The organism is Massilia frigida, from assembly GCF_011682175.1.
GTDB lineage: Bacteria > Pseudomonadota > Gammaproteobacteria > Burkholderiales > Burkholderiaceae_D > Telluria_A > Telluria_A frigida.
In genome coordinates this window covers 80,068-96,311 of sequence record NZ_WHJG01000003.1, presented here as the reverse complement: position 1 = coordinate 96,311, position 16,244 = coordinate 80,068, and the positions used below count along the sequence as shown (strand labels likewise).

General features: G+C 65.5%; 15 protein-coding genes. 5 read left to right on the top strand and 10 right to left on the bottom strand.

Translation table 11 applies throughout. The features are described 5' to 3' along the window. Positions 1-130 precede the first annotated feature (130 nt). The 5 genes from F2P44_RS04375 (at position 131) to F2P44_RS04355 (ending at position 6,538) form a co-directional block, all read left to right on the top strand. On the top strand, positions 131-2,389 hold the full coding sequence (locus F2P44_RS04375; RefSeq protein WP_167085387.1) for a hypothetical protein: 2,259 nt from the start codon (positions 131-133) through the stop codon (positions 2,387-2,389). Next, entirely contained in the window at positions 2,341-3,486 is a 1,146-nt protein-coding gene (locus F2P44_RS04370) for a hypothetical protein (RefSeq protein WP_229423371.1), read from the top strand. Before F2P44_RS04375 ends, F2P44_RS04370 begins: the two co-directional genes overlap by 49 nt. Beyond that, positions 3,483-4,172: a DUF1266 domain-containing protein gene (locus F2P44_RS04365; protein WP_167085385.1), complete on the top strand. Its 690-nt coding sequence runs from the start codon at positions 3,483-3,485 to the stop codon at positions 4,170-4,172. Before F2P44_RS04370 ends, F2P44_RS04365 begins: the two co-directional genes overlap by 4 nt. Further along, entirely contained in the window at positions 4,169-5,158 is a 990-nt protein-coding gene (locus F2P44_RS04360; protein WP_167085383.1) for an SEL1-like repeat protein, read from the top strand. The genes F2P44_RS04365 and F2P44_RS04360 overlap by 4 nt, the downstream gene beginning before the upstream one ends. A gap of 81 nt (positions 5,159-5,239) precedes the next feature. Continuing rightward, entirely contained in the window at positions 5,240-6,538 is a 1,299-nt protein-coding gene (locus F2P44_RS04355; RefSeq protein WP_167085381.1) for an acetyl-CoA hydrolase/transferase family protein, read from the top strand. 7 nt (positions 6,539-6,545) lie between these two features. Here F2P44_RS04355 and F2P44_RS35350 read toward each other — a convergent pair whose 3' ends face one another. The 10 genes from F2P44_RS35350 to F2P44_RS04305 all read right to left on the bottom strand — a co-directional run bounded on the left by F2P44_RS35350 (position 6,546) and on the right by F2P44_RS04305 (position 16,136). Further along, entirely contained in the window at positions 6,546-7,172 is a 627-nt protein-coding gene (locus F2P44_RS35350) for a PEP-CTERM sorting domain-containing protein (protein WP_229423370.1), read from the bottom strand. 117 nt (positions 7,173-7,289) lie between these two features. Then, positions 7,290-8,027, bottom strand: coding sequence for a PEP-CTERM sorting domain-containing protein (locus tag F2P44_RS04345; RefSeq protein WP_229423369.1), 738 nt, complete (start codon positions 8,025-8,027; stop codon positions 7,290-7,292). A gap of 274 nt (positions 8,028-8,301) precedes the next feature. Then, positions 8,302-9,684 carry a hypothetical protein gene (locus F2P44_RS04340; RefSeq protein WP_167085377.1) on the bottom strand — a complete coding sequence of 461 codons (1,383 nt, stop codon included), beginning with the start codon at positions 9,682-9,684 and terminating at the stop codon, positions 8,302-8,304. 116 nt (positions 9,685-9,800) lie between these two features. Next, positions 9,801-11,954 carry a sodium-translocating pyrophosphatase gene (locus tag F2P44_RS04335; RefSeq protein ID WP_229423368.1) on the bottom strand — a complete coding sequence of 718 codons (2,154 nt, stop codon included), beginning with the start codon at positions 11,952-11,954 and terminating at the stop codon, positions 9,801-9,803. A gap of 230 nt (positions 11,955-12,184) precedes the next feature. Beyond that, positions 12,185-12,841, bottom strand: coding sequence for an adenylate kinase (adk, locus tag F2P44_RS04330; protein ID WP_167085375.1), 657 nt, complete (start codon positions 12,839-12,841; stop codon positions 12,185-12,187). Between the two features lie 187 nt (positions 12,842-13,028). Continuing rightward, complete coding sequence (gene kdsB / locus F2P44_RS04325) at positions 13,029-13,781, bottom strand: 3-deoxy-manno-octulosonate cytidylyltransferase (protein WP_167085373.1); 753 nt, start codon at positions 13,779-13,781, stop codon at positions 13,029-13,031. Between the two features lie 3 nt (positions 13,782-13,784). After that, positions 13,785-13,955 (bottom strand): Trm112 family protein, encoded by a 171-nt coding sequence (locus F2P44_RS04320; RefSeq protein WP_099881687.1) that lies wholly within the window; start codon positions 13,953-13,955, stop codon positions 13,785-13,787. Next, positions 13,936-15,045 (bottom strand): tetraacyldisaccharide 4'-kinase, encoded by a 1,110-nt coding sequence (lpxK, locus tag F2P44_RS04315; RefSeq protein WP_167085371.1) that lies wholly within the window; start codon positions 15,043-15,045, stop codon positions 13,936-13,938. Before lpxK ends, F2P44_RS04320 begins: the two co-directional genes overlap by 20 nt. Before the next feature lie 33 nt (positions 15,046-15,078). Next, on the bottom strand, positions 15,079-15,531 hold the full coding sequence (locus F2P44_RS04310) for an ExbD/TolR family protein (RefSeq protein WP_167085675.1): 453 nt from the start codon (positions 15,529-15,531) through the stop codon (positions 15,079-15,081). Beyond that, complete coding sequence (locus F2P44_RS04305; RefSeq protein ID WP_167085369.1) at positions 15,531-16,136, bottom strand: MotA/TolQ/ExbB proton channel family protein; 606 nt, start codon at positions 16,134-16,136, stop codon at positions 15,531-15,533. The genes F2P44_RS04310 and F2P44_RS04305 overlap by 1 nt, the downstream gene beginning before the upstream one ends. Positions 16,137-16,244: the final 108 nt, after the last annotated feature.

Sequence of the window (16,244 nt, the reverse complement as noted above, 5' to 3'; positions counted from 1 at the left end):
GCGCGTGCAGCCCGTACCGATGCTGGCCAAGCCGGAACCGGATATTTGCATAGACATAATGTTTATTGTTGACCAAAAGTATTGATAAGACGATAATTTCGGCACACTAAAAACGCGCACACCACTATCCATGCACACCATCCTTGACCCCATCAGCGCCAGCCAGCTCGACGCCTACCTCGACCAGACCGAAGCCGCCCTCGAACAGCAGGACGACGCCGACCTCGACCCCGAACTGATCCAGGCGGGCCTGAAGGCATCGATGGACGGCCAGCGCTTCCGCGCCGATACCCTGGCCAGCGCGGGCCGTTTGTTCAGGCTGTGGCTGCGCGCCGGCGACCCGGCCGCGGCGCTGCGCGTGATCGAGGGCGACGGCCGCGACGCCCTGGCCGCCCTGCCCGCCGCCGAACGCCCCGACTGGGACTTGACGCTGGCCTTCTGGCGCCTGGAACCGCTGTTCGCGCTGGACGACGCCGCCGCCCTGCGCGCCACGCTGGACGCCGCGTTCGCATTGCTGACATCGCTGCCGGGCGCCCTGCAGTACGACAAGGCCTGGGGACATCTGGACGAGCAAGCCACGCGGGCCGGCGCGCACGCCCTGTCGCGCCGCTGCGCCGCCGCGCGCAACGCGCTGCAGCACGCCGACCCGGAACGCGCCGCCTACCGCGCCTGGGACGATGCGCTGATGGCGGTGCGCCAGGCCCAGAGCTTTGCGCTGGAAGGGCAGGAAACGCAGGCCGGGGAAGCCGCCGCGCGCGCCACTGCCAGCCTTGCCACGGCCGGCCCGGAGCAGGATATCGACGTGGACGACTGGCTGCGCATCGGCCATGCCCTGTTCCAGATCGCGCCCGAGGCGATCGACGGCGTGGTGCGCCAGGTGCGCGCGCTGACCCCCGCCAGCACCGTGTTCTTTGCGCGGCGCGACATCGACGTGCGCGTCGCCCGGCTCGAAGCGCTGACCTTGCACCGCCAGGGCGCGCGCGACCAGGCACTGGCGCGGCTGGTCCTGGGGCGCTCCGTGATCAGGGGCGACGACGACGACCGCTATGCTGCCATCATGCTCGACTGGCTACTGGAAGCGGGACGGCACGACGATGCCGCCCGCCTGGCCTTCGAATCGGTGTTCCACGAACGCCAGGTCTCGGCCGAACATGGAACGCACGCCGCCCTGCGCGCCGTCAGCGAGGGCCTGGCCGGCCAGCTTTACTGGCAGCTGGCATTGGCGTACGCCGGCATGGCCGACGACACCATGGAGGTACGTGGCGACGAGAGCGAGGCCGCTTACGTGCACCGCCACCTGGCGCTGGCGCGCGCGCAGGCGCATGCCCATCCGGCCATCGATGCGGTCGAGGCCCTGTTCCTGATCAAATCGGCGGGCGACTACCACCAGGCCCTGCCCCTGCTCGAAACGGCGGCGCGCGACCTGTCGCTGGCCCAGTCGGATGTGCTATTCAAGCTGTGGGTGGCGCGCATCCGCGTGCACGGTGCGCAAGCCGCGCTGGCCATGCCGTTCGTGCCGGCGTCGAGCGCCGGCTCGTGCTACAACCTTGGCGTGAACCTCGGCTACAACCTCAAGGAACAGTTGCCGGAAGGGGTGACGGTACCGAAAGACGAAATAAAAGCGCTCGCCGCGCGCTACTACGAAATAGGCCTGGCGCGCTTCGAAGCCTTCGTCATGAGCGGCGAAGGCAATGCGCGCGACGGCCATGCGCATACCTACTCGATGCTGTGCAATAACCTGGCCATCTACTACCGCCACGACAAGTCCGATGCGGCCGCCGCGCTGCCGCTGCATCACAAGGGCATCGCCGCCAGCCCGTTCTCGGAACACTACCAGGGTGTACTGAACTGTCACCGCAATAGCGGCGACGATGCCGCCATGATCGACGGCGCCGAGCAGCTGTGGCACTACTCGGCCGACCATGGCTACAGCCGGCACGATCCGGCCGACTACATCGACGACGTGGCCGCCGCCCTGCACCGCCTGGGGCGCGGCACCGACATCGCCATCTGGCTGCAGCGGCTCGACGAATGGTGGGCCAGCCTGGAGCAGGACGAGCGCGCCGAATACGAGAAGCCGTATGTGCGGGCGGTGACGTCGGTGCTGTACCACCTGGCGCATTCCCAGCCGGACGACGCCATGCTGCGCCTGGACGCCATGCTGCCGCGGGTGCGCACGGCCGCCACGCCCTACACCAGCCGCATGGCGGCGCACGCGCTGCGCACGGCCGGCCGGTTCGAGCGCGCCCAGGCGATGTACGCGGAAGCGCTGCGCCAGGTCAAGCCGGACGATGCCTGGCACGAAACGCAGCGCAAGGCGATCGTCGAGGGCGTGGCCGAATGCAAGCGCCTGCAGCGCGCGGCCAAGCCCTGGTGGAAGGTCTGGTAATGGCGGCGGCAAGGATGGGCCGGGCCAGCGCCTACGGCGCGCGCGACGTGGTCAACGCGCCGGCGCTCAAGCAGGCCATCGCCAGGCGCAGCGCGCAGCGCGGCGATGCGCCCGAGGTGGCCGCATGGCTGGCCAACCACTTCTTCCGCTACGCGGTCGGCAACCTCGACGCGCCCGAGCCGGCGCTGGCGCGCATCGCCTCCAGCGCGCAGGCGCGCTCCCTGTTCGCTCCCGCCGCGGTGCCCGAGTGGGTGTCCGCACGCCTGCACCAGGCCGACGGCGACGCCATGTGGTGGGTGGTGCCCGATGGCGCCGAACTGCTGGCGCTGGAAGCGAAACTGGTCGAATTCCTGGGGGCGCGCCACGGTACCGCGCTCGAAGGCAAGCTACAGCGCATCAACTGCCGCCAGGCGCTGGCGCTGTGGAGCGCGGAGCATGCCGCCTTCGAGGCGAAAAGCGCGGCCGGCTGGCGCGAGCACCAGCCCGAGGCGGTGGCGACCCGCTGGGAGGGCGAGGCCGGCAGCGTGGTCGAGCTGCTGGGGTCCAACCCGCTGCTGCGCGCGGAGATGGCGTTCGAGAGCCAGGTGATGCGTCATTGCCTGGGCCAGTTCAGCGACCGGCGCCAGCTCAGCGGCGGCTACGGTGAGCACTATGCGGCAGCCTGTGAGCAGGGCAAGATGCGCCTGTTCAGCTACCGTGGCCGCAACGGCCATGCACACATCACCATCAGCGCCAACGTCGTGGCCGACGGCCGCCTGCGCCTCGAACAGATCAAGGGCAAGCACAATCGCCCGCCGGTGGAGCGCTACCGGGGCGAGCTGCTGGCGTTCTTGCGCAGCGTCGATAGCGACCTGCACACGCCGCCGGACGCCCTGAGCATGGGCATGGTGCGCCTGCCCTCGGGCTGGGCGATGGTGGAAGATGCGCGCGACGAGGCCGACCAGTTGTTCGTCGCGCACCACTTCCCCGCCCTGTTCCGGCAATTGCCGGCGCCCTCGGTGCTGGCCCAGTGGATCGCCGCCGCGCGCGCGCCGGGGCAGTTGCAGGGCATGGCGCTGCACCCGGTGGTGGCGCACGCGGTCAGGGGCGCGGCATGAACTGGCTGATTCTTTTACTGTTCCTGTGGGTGATGCGGCGCCTGTATGTGCTGATCCGCAACCGCATCCGGTCCTGGACGGGAAGCGCCACGCGCGTGCGCTACAAATTCGACGCGCGCCAGAACCGCGCGCTGGCCCTGGCGCACCCGATTGCCAGCGCGCGCGCGCTGGTCGCCTACGCCAACCCAAAAGCGCCGGCGCCGACGGCGGAGCAGGCGCAGGCACTGCGCGCCAGCCTGCTGCACATCATCGGCCTGCGCGCCAGCATGCAGGACGACGCCGTCAAAGCCGCCCTGCCGGAGCTGCTGCGGCGCCACTGGTTCCGCATCGACCTGGACCGCCTGCGGCCGGAAGACGATCCGCGCGCGGCGATGGCGTTCGCCTCGGCACGGGTGGCCTTCGCGGTGCGCACCGCGAGCTTGCTCGGCTGGCTCGATCCGGCGCTGCAATGGGAAGTGCTGTTCCAGAACGCCCAGCGCGCCAACGACTGCTTCGCCAGTTGGGAGGAGTTCGGCGCGGCGCTGGCGCGCGGGCGCCAGCAATGGATCGCCGGCGCGCGCGCCGACAGCCTTGGTGCCGCCTTCGACGAGGCGACGTTGGCACAGTGGCTGGCCAGCCGCAGCCACCCGTGGCGCAGCATGCCCTGGCGCGGCCAGGTGCTGTTCGAGCCGCCGGCCACGGCATGAACATTCTCTACCATCCGCTCAAATGCAGCGGCTGCGCGCAGGAGTTTGCGTTTCCTTCGATAGGACGCGCCTACACCGATTTACCGCAAACGGGGGGACGCTGCGGCGCCCATTTCAGCCAGATGCTCCTGCTGCCGGTCTGGTGCCACCAATGCGAAGGCGCTTCCTGGGGCGAACGCATCCCCAGCGCGCGCGAATTTGCGCTGGCCGCCGGCTTGCGGCGCATGCCAGGGCGCGCGAGGCAGGAAGGCATCGACGATGATTTGCTCGATCTCGATGACGCCGATTTCGCCTGGCTGTTCCAGCACCTCGCCGGGCGCAACGCGCCGCCCTTCTGCCTTGAGTGCGGCAGCACCCGCGTGGTGCCGATCGACACCACGCAACGCGACACGGGCTTGCTGCACGAGGGGTGCTGGGACAGCCCGATTCTGTTTCATGGCTTCCCGATCGGGAGCGCCGGCCTTCGCACCGGCAGAGAGCCGTACGCGCGCCAGTTTCATGACGTCATGGGCCAGATCGCCTGGACCAGGATGCTGGTCCAGGAATTTTTTCGGTACAGGCTCAGTACCGTCCTCGAGGTGCGCCGTGACGATCCCTTTCATGCCGTCCTGGCGTCAACGATCCGGCTGATCGCCAACGGGTCCGCTGAACGCGCCCTCGGCGCGCTTGCGCCGCTGGTGGACGCACAGGTGCCGGCCGCACTCGGACTGCTTGGCGCGCTACACGTACTGGGAGAAGGCGTTCCCCATTGCGGATCGACGGCGGCACCGTTGCTGGAAGACGCCAAGGCCCTGGGCGACGCCTGCGCCGCGCACAACCTGGCGTCGCTGTACGCCACAGGCGCGCCTGGCGTTCCCCAGGACGTGCCGCGCGCGCGCCAGCTATTTGGCGATGCGCTGTCGATGGGTGGGCAGTATGAGGGCGATGACTTCTATGCGCAGGACGATTACGCGGCCATGACGGGCCACTTTTACCGCCCGGCCTGATGTCCGCTCCATTGCGGCGCTTGCAGTAAGCGCTCGGTCAGTTTCCCGGGGTACTATTTACCCATAATAAAGGAGACAGCCATGCAAACCCCGCACCAGCTTTATCAGCAAAAACTGACCACGCCCGCCGAGGCCCTGCGCCTCGTGCGCGACGGCGACATGATCGTGGTGCCGACCGGCGTGGGCGAGCCGCCCGCGCTGCTCACCGCCTTGTCAAGCCAGCGCCAGCAGTTCCACGACGTGAAAGTGGCGCAGATCCTGGCCATGCGCAAATTTGGCTACTTCGACCAGGATACCGCGCATCACGTACGCCACGCTTCGCTGTTTTTCGGCGGCGCCTCGCGCGCGTCCGGCCAGGGCGGCTGGTGCGATTTCATCCCGAACTATTTTTCCGAGCTGCCCGGCCTGATCGAGCAGGGCCTGATGCCGGCCGACGTGGTCTTCGCCATGGCCTCGCCCATGAACGAGCAGGGGTTTTTCTCACTGAGCCTGGCGGTCGACTACACCATGGCGGCCATCGCCAAGGCACGCGCGGTCGTCCTCGAAGTCAATCCGCACGTGCCGTTCGCGCACGGCCAATGCCATGTGCATGTGTCGCAGGTAAGCGCGCTGGTCGAGAGCAGCGAAGCGATCCTGGAAGTGGGATTGCCGAAAATCGGCGCGGTGCAGGAAGCCATCGGCAAGTACGTGGCCGACATGATCGACGACGGCTCGACCCTGCAGATCGGCTATGGCGGCATTCCGGACGCGGTGGTGATGCAGCTCACCTCCAAGCACGACCTCGGCATCCACACCGAAATGATCGGCGACGGCATCCTGACCCTGATCGAAGCGGGCGCGGTCACCAACCGCAAGAAGACCTTCTTGCCGGGCAAGATGGTGGCGACCTTTGCGCTAGGTTCGCAAAAGCTGTACAAATTCTTGCATCACAATCCGATGATCGAGATGCATCCGTCGAACTTTACCAACGACCCCTACCTGGCGGCGCAAAACGACAAGCTGATGACGATCAACGCGACCCTGCAGATCGACCTGCTGGGCCAGTGCGGCTCGGAGAGTATCGCGCACCTGCCTTATTCCGGCACCGGCGGCCAGGTCGATTTTGTCAGGGCGGGCAACCGTTCGCGCGGCGGCAAGTCGTTCATCGTGCTGCCGTCGACGGCCAAGGACAACACCATTTCGCGCATCGTGCCCATGCTTACGCCCGGCACGCACGCAACGACCAGCAAGAATGACATCAATTATGTGGTGACCGAGTATGGCGTGGCGCAGTTGCGCGGCAAGTCGGCCAAGCAGCGCGCGCAGGCGCTGATTGCGATCGCCCATCCGGACTTCCGCGCGTCGCTGCGCGCGGAAGCGAACCGGATGTGCGTGCTGTAATCCGGGTTCAGGCAAGCCGGCGGCGACGGCGCACCAGGCCAATGACAGCAACGCCGGCCAGCAGCATGCCGTAGGTTTCCGGCTCCGGCACGGCCGAGGTGTAGATGGTCAGGGTCGGGTTCAGGACTTGCATCGAGGCCAGGGTGAGCACTTGCGGGCCCGAGCTGCCATCAGGAGCTCCCGGCGGGGAGTAAGGCCTCGACGACACGTACACCGGACTCCACATCCCCACGTAGACCAGGCCCGTCAGCGACATGGGGCCGCTGTTCATCACGAAGGGAATCGCACCGTCAACCATGCTGTGCTGCATGGTCTGCTTCATGGACCAGGCGCTGTCGCGCGCTGACGCGGACAGATCGATTTTCGTGGAGTTGGTGGTAAAGCCGTCGCCCGGTTTGCCGCGCGGCGTCGTGACCGGTCCCAGTTCGCCCAGCACGGTACCCGATAGGGAAAAGCCCGTCATCCGATACCCGGGGCGCAGCGTGATGCTGAACCAGCCATTGTAAGCGTCGCCATTGTCGTAGTGGGTGGTGGCGGTCTTGAGGGTGCTTGCGGCGTCGATCAAGGCGATCTTGGTGACGCCGTTGGCGTCCGACGTGATCACGTCGGACGTGGAGGTCCAATCATTTTCCATCGAGAAGGTGGTGGCGTCGATGGTGATCGGGCCATTGGCGAACGCAGGGGTGGCGGCGCGAATGCGAACAGCGCCGCGCGCGGCAGTAGTGAAGTCATCAGATTCTTTCTTTTATGGCTACATTGCATGATCTGCATGCAGAATCATTCTGTCAATTTTATAAAATTGCCTATATTTTTTTTGGCGACGCCGCAGCACGCCCACCAGAGCCAGCCCGGCCAACAGCATGGCGTAGTGATCGGGCTCGGGCACAGCCATGGTGTAGATCGTAAAGACCGGGTTGACGACCCGCAAACTGGCAAACGCATCGATCCCGGACGGATTCTCCGGCGTGACCGTCGGGTAGGCCGATACCAGGATCAGGCCTTGCATCGACAGGTTGAAATCGGTGGTCAGCGACAGCTGTCCGATCGACATGTCGAACGGCATGGCGCCGTCGAGCATGTCGACGCGCATGGAATGTTCTCCATAAAGGATGCCGTACGGACGCGAACCGGCGCTGAACTCGACGTTGCCGGAGTTGTAGGCAAGGCCGTTGCCGGGTGTGCCGTCCGGATTGGGCGGGACGTGGAGCAGCCCTTCAAAGCTGCCGGAAAAGGAAAAACCGGTGACCCGGTAGCCGTCGTGCACGGAGAATTCGAACAGGCCGCCGTAAAAGTTCCCGTCCAGGTAAGCCGAGGTGGCGGCGTTCAGGCTGGCGGCGGCGGAGTTCAGGCTGATGCGGGTGACGCCGTTGGCGTCCGACAGCAGCGCGTCGGTCGCATCGCCCCACTGGTTCACCATGGAAAAGGCGGCGGTCTCGATCCGTTCGGGGGTTTGCGCATTGGCGGGCACAGCGAGCACCAGCGCTGCCATCGCGGACAGCCGAGTCATCAAGTTCATCGTTCATCCTTCCGGTCACAGTGGGGAGCGGCCGGGTTTCCGGCCGGGACAGGTCGTCTTGCCGGAAACTGAAATGATGAGCGTCAAGAACGACCAAGAAATAGTACGTTGATCTTGCAAACGGAAAATCATCTCGATGATGATTTTTTGCAATCGTAGCGATAAAACATCAGCTTCGCGCGGTAACAAAGCAATGGCCGTCCAGTCGAGCGACCGGACGGCGTAAAAAGGCGCGAGGCGCCCCGGATTACGGCAAGACCAGCTTGAGCACGCGGCCGTTGGCGCTGAGGTACAGCGCGCCGGCGGCGTCGGTCGCCAGGCCGACCGGCTTGCCGGTCGCCAGGCCGGCTGGCTTTTCGAGCCCGGCGGCACCAGTGAAGCGTTCATCGCTGCCGTTCGGATCGGCCGCTACCGACAGCTTGCCGTCCGCCGCAATCTTGCCGATGGCGCCGGCGGGCCAGCTGCTCTGGCGGCCGCTGAACGGTTCGGTCGTGAAGAACAGGTTGCCGCCGGCATCGACCGCGATGGCGCTGATGAACGCCTGGCTGTTGTCCATCAGCGTGACAGCGACGCCGGCGGCATCGAGCGTGCGGATACCCCTGTCGTCGAGCACGTACAGCTTGCCATTCTTGTCGACAGCCAGGTCGGTGATGGTGGCGCTGGCGGAGTGCGGGCCCAGGTTTTCGAACACGGTCGTCACCGTGCCATTCGGAGCCACTTTACGCACGATGGCGCGTTTAAAGCACGAACTGCATGCTGGCTCGCCGGGACGCGTGACTTCGCTCGCGACGTACAGATTGCCGGCAGCGTCGCTCGTAATCGCGGTAAACGCCGGCGGCGCGATGCCGGTCCCGGCCGGGTCGCCTTGCGTGGTGCCCAGCTCGATGGTGCTGGCCGCGCCGTCGGCGCCGATCTTGCGCACCAAGGTCGACGCCGAACCGTCGGCGCTGTCGATCACATACGTGACGCCGTTTGCGCCGGCGGCGACATCGCGCGGGGAACGCAGTGCCGATGCGGTCGTGCCGCCAATGATGGCGGTGCTCACCACGCCGGCGGGCGTGATCTTGCGCACCGACTTGAGGCCGGTATCGACCAGCAGCAGGTTGCCGGCGCCATCGCTCGCAAGCGCTCCGGCGTTCAGAAAACGCGCCAGCTTGCCGACGCCGTCGACCTGGGCGCGGGTCGGTTCGACCGCGCCGCCAGCCAGCACGCGTGCGCCGATGCCTTCCACCTGCAGGGCGACAGCGTCGCTGGTGCTGGTGCCGCCATCGTTACGCACGACAACGCTCAGCACGTCGCCGCTGTCGGCCAAGGTGGTCGCCAGCGTGGTGTAAATGGCGCTGGTGGCGCCAGGGATCGCCACACCGTTGCGCCACCATTGGTAAGCCAGCGTGCCGGTGCCGGCGGCCACCACCGAAAACGTGGCAGGCTGGCCGGCCTGCACTGCTTGCGTCTTGGGCTCGATTGTGATGCTGGCCACAGTGGCCGGTTGCGACGTGAGGATCGGGTCGGGCTGTTTCACGGGCGTCGTGCTGTCGTCGTCGCCGCCGCAGGCGGTCATGCCAGCGAGACAAATCAAGCCACCGGCGAGGGCGCCGCCCCGCATGAAGCGGGATTTCAAGTTACTCATACTGGCATTCCCTCCAAAAAAGAAACATTAATAAAGAAGGAACATTACTCCAATAATAAGTTTGATGCCAGATATATCTGGCCCGGCTGGACACCGGGCCAAGGAGGCAACAGCGCTCAGGGCGCGGGCGCGGCAGCCAGGGTGGCTGGCACGGGCGCCGGCGCGCTGTGGGCGACCGGACCCGGCACCACGGTATTGAGGGGCGCATGCACCGGCACCGTCACCGCGATCCAGCCGGTAACCGGCAGCAGCGGCACCAGCAGCAAGGCCACGATATTGATGATCTTGATCAGCGGATTGACGGCCGGGCCGGCGGTGTCCTTGTACGGGTCGCCCACGGTGTCGCCGGTCACGGCGGCCTTGTGCGCTTCCGAGCCCTTGCCGCCGAAGTGGCCATCCTCGATGTATTTCTTGGCGTTATCCCAGGCGCCGCCGCCGGTGGTCATGGAAATGGCCACGAACAGGCCGGTGACGATGGTACCCATCAGCAGCCCGCCCAGCGCGGCCGGCCCGAGCAGCATGCCGACCACCACCGGCACCACCACCGGCAGCAAGGATGGCAAGATCATTTCCTTGATGGCCGAGGCGGTCAGCATGTCGACCGCCTTGTCGTATTCCGGCTTGCCGGTGCCATCCATGATGCCCTTGATGTCGCGGAACTGGCGCCGCACTTCGACCACCACGGCGCCGGCGGCGCGCCCCACCGCTTCCATCGCCATGGCCCCGAACAGGTAGGGAATCAGGCCGCCGATGAACAGGCCCACGATCACCATCGGGTTCGACAGGTCGAACGAGACTTGCTTGCCGACCGATTCGAGCGCGTGGGTATAGTCGGCGAACAGGACCAGCGCGGCCAGCCCGGCCGAACCGATCGCGTACCCCTTGGTGACGGCCTTGGTGGTATTGCCCACGGCGTCGAGCGGGTCGGTGATGGCGCGCACCGATTCGGGCATGCCCGACATTTCGGCGATGCCGCCGGCGTTGTCGGTGATCGGTCCGTAGGCGTCGAGCGCAACCACGATGCCGGCCATCGACAGCATCGAGGTGGCGGCAATCGCGATGCCGTACAACTGCGCCATCTGGTAGGACGCCAGGATGGCGGCGCACACGGCCAGCACCGGGTAGGCGGTCGACTTCATCGACACGCCCAGGCCGGCGATGATGTTGGTGCCGTGGCCGGTGGTGGAGGCTTCGGCGATGTGCTTGACCGGTTTGAAGTCGGTGCCGGTGTAGTACTCGGTGATATACACCATCAGGCCGGTCAGGACGATGCCGACCAGGGCGCAGCCCATCATCTTCATGCGCATGGCCTCGTCGCCCCAGACCAGCCAGGTGACGCCGGCAAAGCCGATCAGCGACAGGCCGGCGGCCCACCACAGGCCGGTGTACAGGGCCGACATGATTTTCTTGCCCGGCTTGGCCTTGACCAGCGAGCAGCCGACGATCGAACCGATGATCGACACCGCACCCAGCAGCAGCGGATAGATGACCGCTTCGCCACCCGGGGTGGCCATCATCAGCGCGCCCAGCAGCATGGTGGCGATCAGGGTCACCACATAGGTCTCGAACAGGTCGGCGGCCATGCCGGCGCAGTCGCCGACGTTGTCGCCCACGTTATCGGCGATCACGGCCGGGTTGCGCGGATCGTCCTCGGGAATGCCGGCTTCGACCTTCCCGACCAGGTCGGCGCCGACGTCGGCGCCCTTGGTGAAGATGCCGCCGCCGAGGCGGGCGAAAATGGAAATGAGCGAAGCGCCGAAGGCCAGGCCGATCAGGGGCTTGATGACGTCATGCTGGCTGGCGCTGCTGCCGGCCGCCTGGGCCGTCAACATCCAGTAGAACAGGGTCACGCCGAGCAGGCCGAGCCCGACCACCAGCATGCCGGTGATGGCCCCGCCCTTGAAGGCGACGTCGAGCGCTTCGTTCATGCCGCGCGTGGCGGCCTGGGCGGTACGCACATTGGCGCGCACCGACACGTTCATGCCGATGAAGCCGCAAGCGCCGGAAAGCACCGCGCCGATCAGGAAGCCGATTGCGGTATTGAGGTCGAGCAGGACGCCGATGGCGATCAGCAGCACCACGCCGACCATGCCGATGGTGCGGTACTGGCGCCCGAGGTAGGCGGCGGCGCCTTCCTGGATGGCCTGGGCGATGGCCTGCATGCGGGCATTGCCCGGGTCCTGGCGCAGGATCCAGCTGCGCGTGACCAATCCATAAATCACGGCAATGACGCCGCACACAACTGCAAAGACAAGAAATCTTGCTGCCATATCGTCCCCTCGCTTTTTTATCAAGTAACACAACAACACATTTGAAAGACCGCTCCAACCACATGTGAAAGAGATGGGCCAACCTCACTGCGTACTGCAAAACGTTGAATCCAAAAAAACCGGGAACGCCCGCCGCGCGGGGCGGCATGGCAAGACAAGACATTCAGTGCACCACATGGCCGCAGGGCGCGGCCATCAAAAAAGCGGACCGAAGTCCGCTCTTGTACCGTTTATTCCGACAGCGCCGCGAAAGCCGCCTCGCGGATGTGCTCCACAGGGCCGATGCCGGAGATGCGGCGGTATTTCGGCGCGCCGGGCAAGCCCGATTGCGCCCACTGGTTGTAGTAGCCCAGCAGCACTTCGGTCTGGTTGTGGTAGACCGACAGGCGCTGCTTGACGATGTCTTCCTTGTCGTCGTCGCGCTGGATCAGCGCTTCGCCGGTGATATCGTCCACGTTATCCACTTTTGGCGGATTGTTCGTGATGTGGTACACGCGGCCGGAACCCGGATGGGAACGGCGGCCGCTCATGCGCTCGACGATGAATTCGTCGGGCACGTTAATTTCGAGCACGTAATCGACGTCGATGCCGGCTTCTTTCATGGCATCGGCCTGCGCGATGGTGCGCGGGAAGCCGTCGAACAGGTAACCGTTCTGGCAATCCGATTCCTTGAGGCGATTCTTGACTAGGCCGATCATGATGTCATCCGACACCAATCCGCCCGCATCCATCACTTTTTTAGCCGCAAGGCCCAGCTCGGTGCCGGCCTTGATCGCCGCCCGCAGCATGTCGCCGGTGGAAATTTGCGGAATATTATATTTTTCCTTGATGAAGTTAGCTTGGGTGCCTTTGCCGGCTCCAGGAGCTCCTAACAGAATCAGACGCATGAACATTCCTAAAACAGATTTTAAAATTGGGGGCGATGCATACTTGACTACCTTGGTACGAAACTTACCACAAAAGTCGCGGAAAACGCCAATCGGAGGGCGTATTCGCCTTTTTTTTGCTTGATCTGGCGCAAGCTATGCGTCGGTTACTGATGAGAACCGCCACAAGTGCTGCGCCGTAGCAAAGCTATTCCGGGTAATGCCGGCGTACCCGTTCGAGATCTTCGGGGGTGTCGACGCCGGCCGCCGGGGCGCTGCCGGTCACGTGCACGGCGATCGGATAGCCATGCCATAGCACGCGCAACTGCTCCAGCGCTTCGAGCGCTTCGAGCGGCGCCGGTTCCAGGGTCGGATAGGTTTGCAGGAAGGCGTTGGTGTACGCGTACAGGCCGATATGGCGCAGCGCGACATACGACGCCGGCAAGCTTTCTTTCGACTGCGCGAAGCCGTCGCGGTGCCAGGGAATGGTGGCGCGCGAAAAATACAGGGCGCGCCCGGCCTTGTCGAGCACCACCTTGACCACGTTCGGATTGAAGGCGTCGGCGGCCTCGTGCAGCGGATGGGCGCAGGTGGCCATCGGCACGTCCACGCCCACGCGGGCCGCGGTGGCGGCCAGCAGCGCCGGGTCGATCAGCGGCTCGTCGCCCTGCAGGTTGACCACCACGGCGTCGGGCGCCAGGTTCAGCGCGCGCGCCACTTCGGCGATGCGGTCGGTGCCGGACGGATGGTCGGCACGCGTCATGCATACTTCCACCCCGTGTTCACGGCAGGCGGCGGCGATGGTCTCGTGGTCGGTGGCGACGATGATGCGCGACGCACCGGACGCGGCCGCGCGTTCGGCCACGCGCACCACCATCGGTTTGCCGCCCAGGTCGGCCAGCGGTTTGTTCGGCAGCCGGGTCGAGGCCAGGCGCGCCGGAATGATGACGATGAAACCCATCGCTTACAGCGCTTCGATCTTGCGCGCCTGGTCGGCCCACATGATGGGAATGCCGTCGCGGATCGGAAACGCCAGGCGGTCGCCACGGCAAATCAGTTCCTGGGCCTTTTTGTCCAGTTCGAGCGGGCCCTTGCATACAGGGCAGACCAGGATATCAAGCAGTCGAGCATCCACGACATTTCTCCACAATGTGTTCGGCCAGCGCGCTATCAAGCTGCGCCGTCACCGGTACGACCCACAGTCTCGGGTCGTTTTTGAGATTTTCAATTTGCGCACATTTTACTGCATCCTTCTCGGTGATCAGGATGCAGTCCGCTTCGATGGCGGCAAATGGCTGGTCGAGGAAATCGTGATGGTCCGGCAGCGGCAGTTCGGCGACCTCCAGGCCGGCGCCGCGCAGCAGGGTGAAGAAGCGCTGCGGATTGCCGATGCCGCAGGCGGCCACCAAGCGGCGGCCAGCCAGGCTGGCCAGCGGCACGCGCTGGCCGGGGCGCGCCAACGGCTCGGCGAACTCGCCTGCCAGTTGCATGCGGAATGGCTGGCCGCCGACCGCCTGGCGCAAGGCCGGCGTCAGTTCGGGCGCGTTGACGATGGTGAAGTCGCGCCGGCGCGACGGCGCTTCGCGCAAGGGCCCGGCCGGCAGCAGCCAGCCATTGCCCACGCCGCGTCCGTCGAACAGCATGATTTCGATATCGCGCCGCAGGGCGTAGTGCTGCAAGCCATCGTCGGTGAGGATCACGTCGACGTCGGGATGGGCGGCCAGCAAGGCGCGTCCGGCGGCGCCGCGGTCGCGCCCCACCACCACCGGACAGCCGGTGCGGCGCGCAATCAGGAGCGGCTCGTCGCCGACATCGCGCGCGCTGGAGTCGGCCGTGACCGCGCGCGGGGCGCTATGCGGGGCGCTATGCGGCGCGCTATGCGGCGCGCTATGCGGCGCGCTATGCGACGCGCTATGCGGCGCGCTGTCACCGCCGCCGTGGCCGCGCGAAATGATGCCGGGCGTGAAGCCGGCGCCGCGCAAGGCCTCGGCCAGCCAGATCGTCAGCGGGGTCTTGCCGGTGCCGCCGATAAAAATATTGCCGACCACGATGACCGGGACCGGCAGCCGGGTCGAGCCCAGCACACCGAAGCGAAACAGCAGCGCGCGCAGGCCGCTCACGCAGCGGAACAGCAAGGACAGGGGCCACAGCGCGCAAGCGAGCGCGCCACGGCGCTGCCAGGCACGCTGAAGCGTCGTTGCGAGGGAAGAGGAGGAGGAGGCCATGTGGCGGCAGGCGAATCGCTTCGCCTGCGCTGCTTACTTCTTCTCGCCGGTCTGGGCGGCGAAGGTCAGCTTGTCGTAGCCTGCCATGCGCGCCGCTTCCAGCACGTTGATGACCATCTGGTGCATCGCGAACTGGTCGGCGTTGACGACCACGACCGGGCCTTTTTCGCCGCTCGGCGCCGGCTGGCCGTTGTTGCCGGTACGGGCCGCCGCCTTCAGATCTTCCGCCAGGCCAGCCACGTTGTTGAACGAGACTGGCTGGTTGTTGATCGTGTAGTTACCCTTGGCGTCGACCGTGACGTTCAGTTCGAACGGCTTTTCCAGCGCTTTTTCGGCGTCGGCGGTCGGCAGGGTAATTTTCAACTCGGTAAACTTGCTGTAGGTGGTCGTGACCATCAGGAAAATCAGCACCACCAGCAGCACGTCGATGAAGGGGATCAGGTTGATCTCTGGATCTTCACGTTTCTGGCCGCGGCGAAAGTTCATCATTTGCGGGCACCGTGCACGATGTCGACGAACTTAACTGCCTGCATTTCCATGTCGATGATGAAGCTGTCGACCAGGGCGCGGAAGTGGCGATAGGCAATCAGGGCCGGCATGGCGATGGCGATACCGAAGGCGGTGTTGTACAGCGCGACCGAAATACCATGAGCCAGCTGGGCCGGATTGGCGCCCGTGGAATTGGTGGAGCCGAAAATCTCGATCATGCCGATCACCGTGCCGAACAGACCCATCAGAGGGGCCAGCGAAGCGATGGTGCCGAGCGTGGTCAGGAAGCGTTCCAGCACGTGGGCCACGCCGCGCCCTGCTTCTTCGATCGATTCCTTCATCACTTCGCGCGGGGCGTCGACGTTGCGCAGGGCAGCGGCGAGCACGGCGCCGAGCGGCGAGTTCTTTTCCAGCGACTCGACCACGTCCTTGGTGATTTTGCCGTTGTGATACACGCGCACCACTTCGTCAAGCAACTGCGGTGGGAGGATCTTGGCGCGGCGCAGATAAATAATGCGCTCGACGATCAAGGCCAAGGCCACCAGAGAGGCGATCAGCAATGGAATGACAGGCAAACCTGCAGCTTGAAGAATGGGCAGCAAAACAAACTCCTGAGTGAATGGTAATTCTTGATAAGAACGAACTCCGGCAATGTAACGTGTTGCCCGTCACTCGGCAAGTCCACTTCTGCACACCTTCTGTGGATAAGA

Coding starts and splice junctions, on each gene's coding strand:
- F2P44_RS04335 (WP_229423368.1), bottom strand. CDS start 11,954: ATGGCAGCAAGATTTCTTGTCTTTGCAGTTGTGTGCGGCGTCATTGCC.
- F2P44_RS04360 (WP_167085383.1), top strand. CDS start 4,169: ATGAACATTCTCTACCATCCGCTCAAATGCAGCGGCTGCGCGCAGGAG.
- F2P44_RS35350 (WP_229423370.1), bottom strand. CDS start 7,172: ATGGAAAATGATTGGACCTCCACGTCCGACGTGATCACGTCGGACGCC.
- F2P44_RS04310 (WP_167085675.1), bottom strand. CDS start 15,531: ATGAACTTTCGCCGCGGCCAGAAACGTGAAGATCCAGAGATCAACCTG.
- adk (WP_167085375.1), bottom strand. CDS start 12,841: ATGCGTCTGATTCTGTTAGGAGCTCCTGGAGCCGGCAAAGGCACCCAA.
- F2P44_RS04370 (WP_229423371.1), top strand. CDS start 2,341: ATGCAAGCGCCTGCAGCGCGCGGCCAAGCCCTGGTGGAAGGTCTGGTA.
- F2P44_RS04365 (WP_167085385.1), top strand. CDS start 3,483: ATGAACTGGCTGATTCTTTTACTGTTCCTGTGGGTGATGCGGCGCCTG.
- F2P44_RS04355 (WP_167085381.1), top strand. CDS start 5,240: ATGCAAACCCCGCACCAGCTTTATCAGCAAAAACTGACCACGCCCGCC.
- lpxK (WP_167085371.1), bottom strand. CDS start 15,045: ATGGCCTCCTCCTCCTCTTCCCTCGCAACGACGCTTCAGCGTGCCTGG.
- kdsB (WP_167085373.1), bottom strand. CDS start 13,781: ATGGGTTTCATCGTCATCATTCCGGCGCGCCTGGCCTCGACCCGGCTG.
- F2P44_RS04340 (WP_167085377.1), bottom strand. CDS start 9,684: ATGAGTAACTTGAAATCCCGCTTCATGCGGGGCGGCGCCCTCGCCGGT.
- F2P44_RS04345 (WP_229423369.1), bottom strand. CDS start 8,027: ATGGCAGCGCTGGTGCTCGCTGTGCCCGCCAATGCGCAAACCCCCGAA.
- F2P44_RS04375 (WP_167085387.1), top strand. CDS start 131: ATGCACACCATCCTTGACCCCATCAGCGCCAGCCAGCTCGACGCCTAC.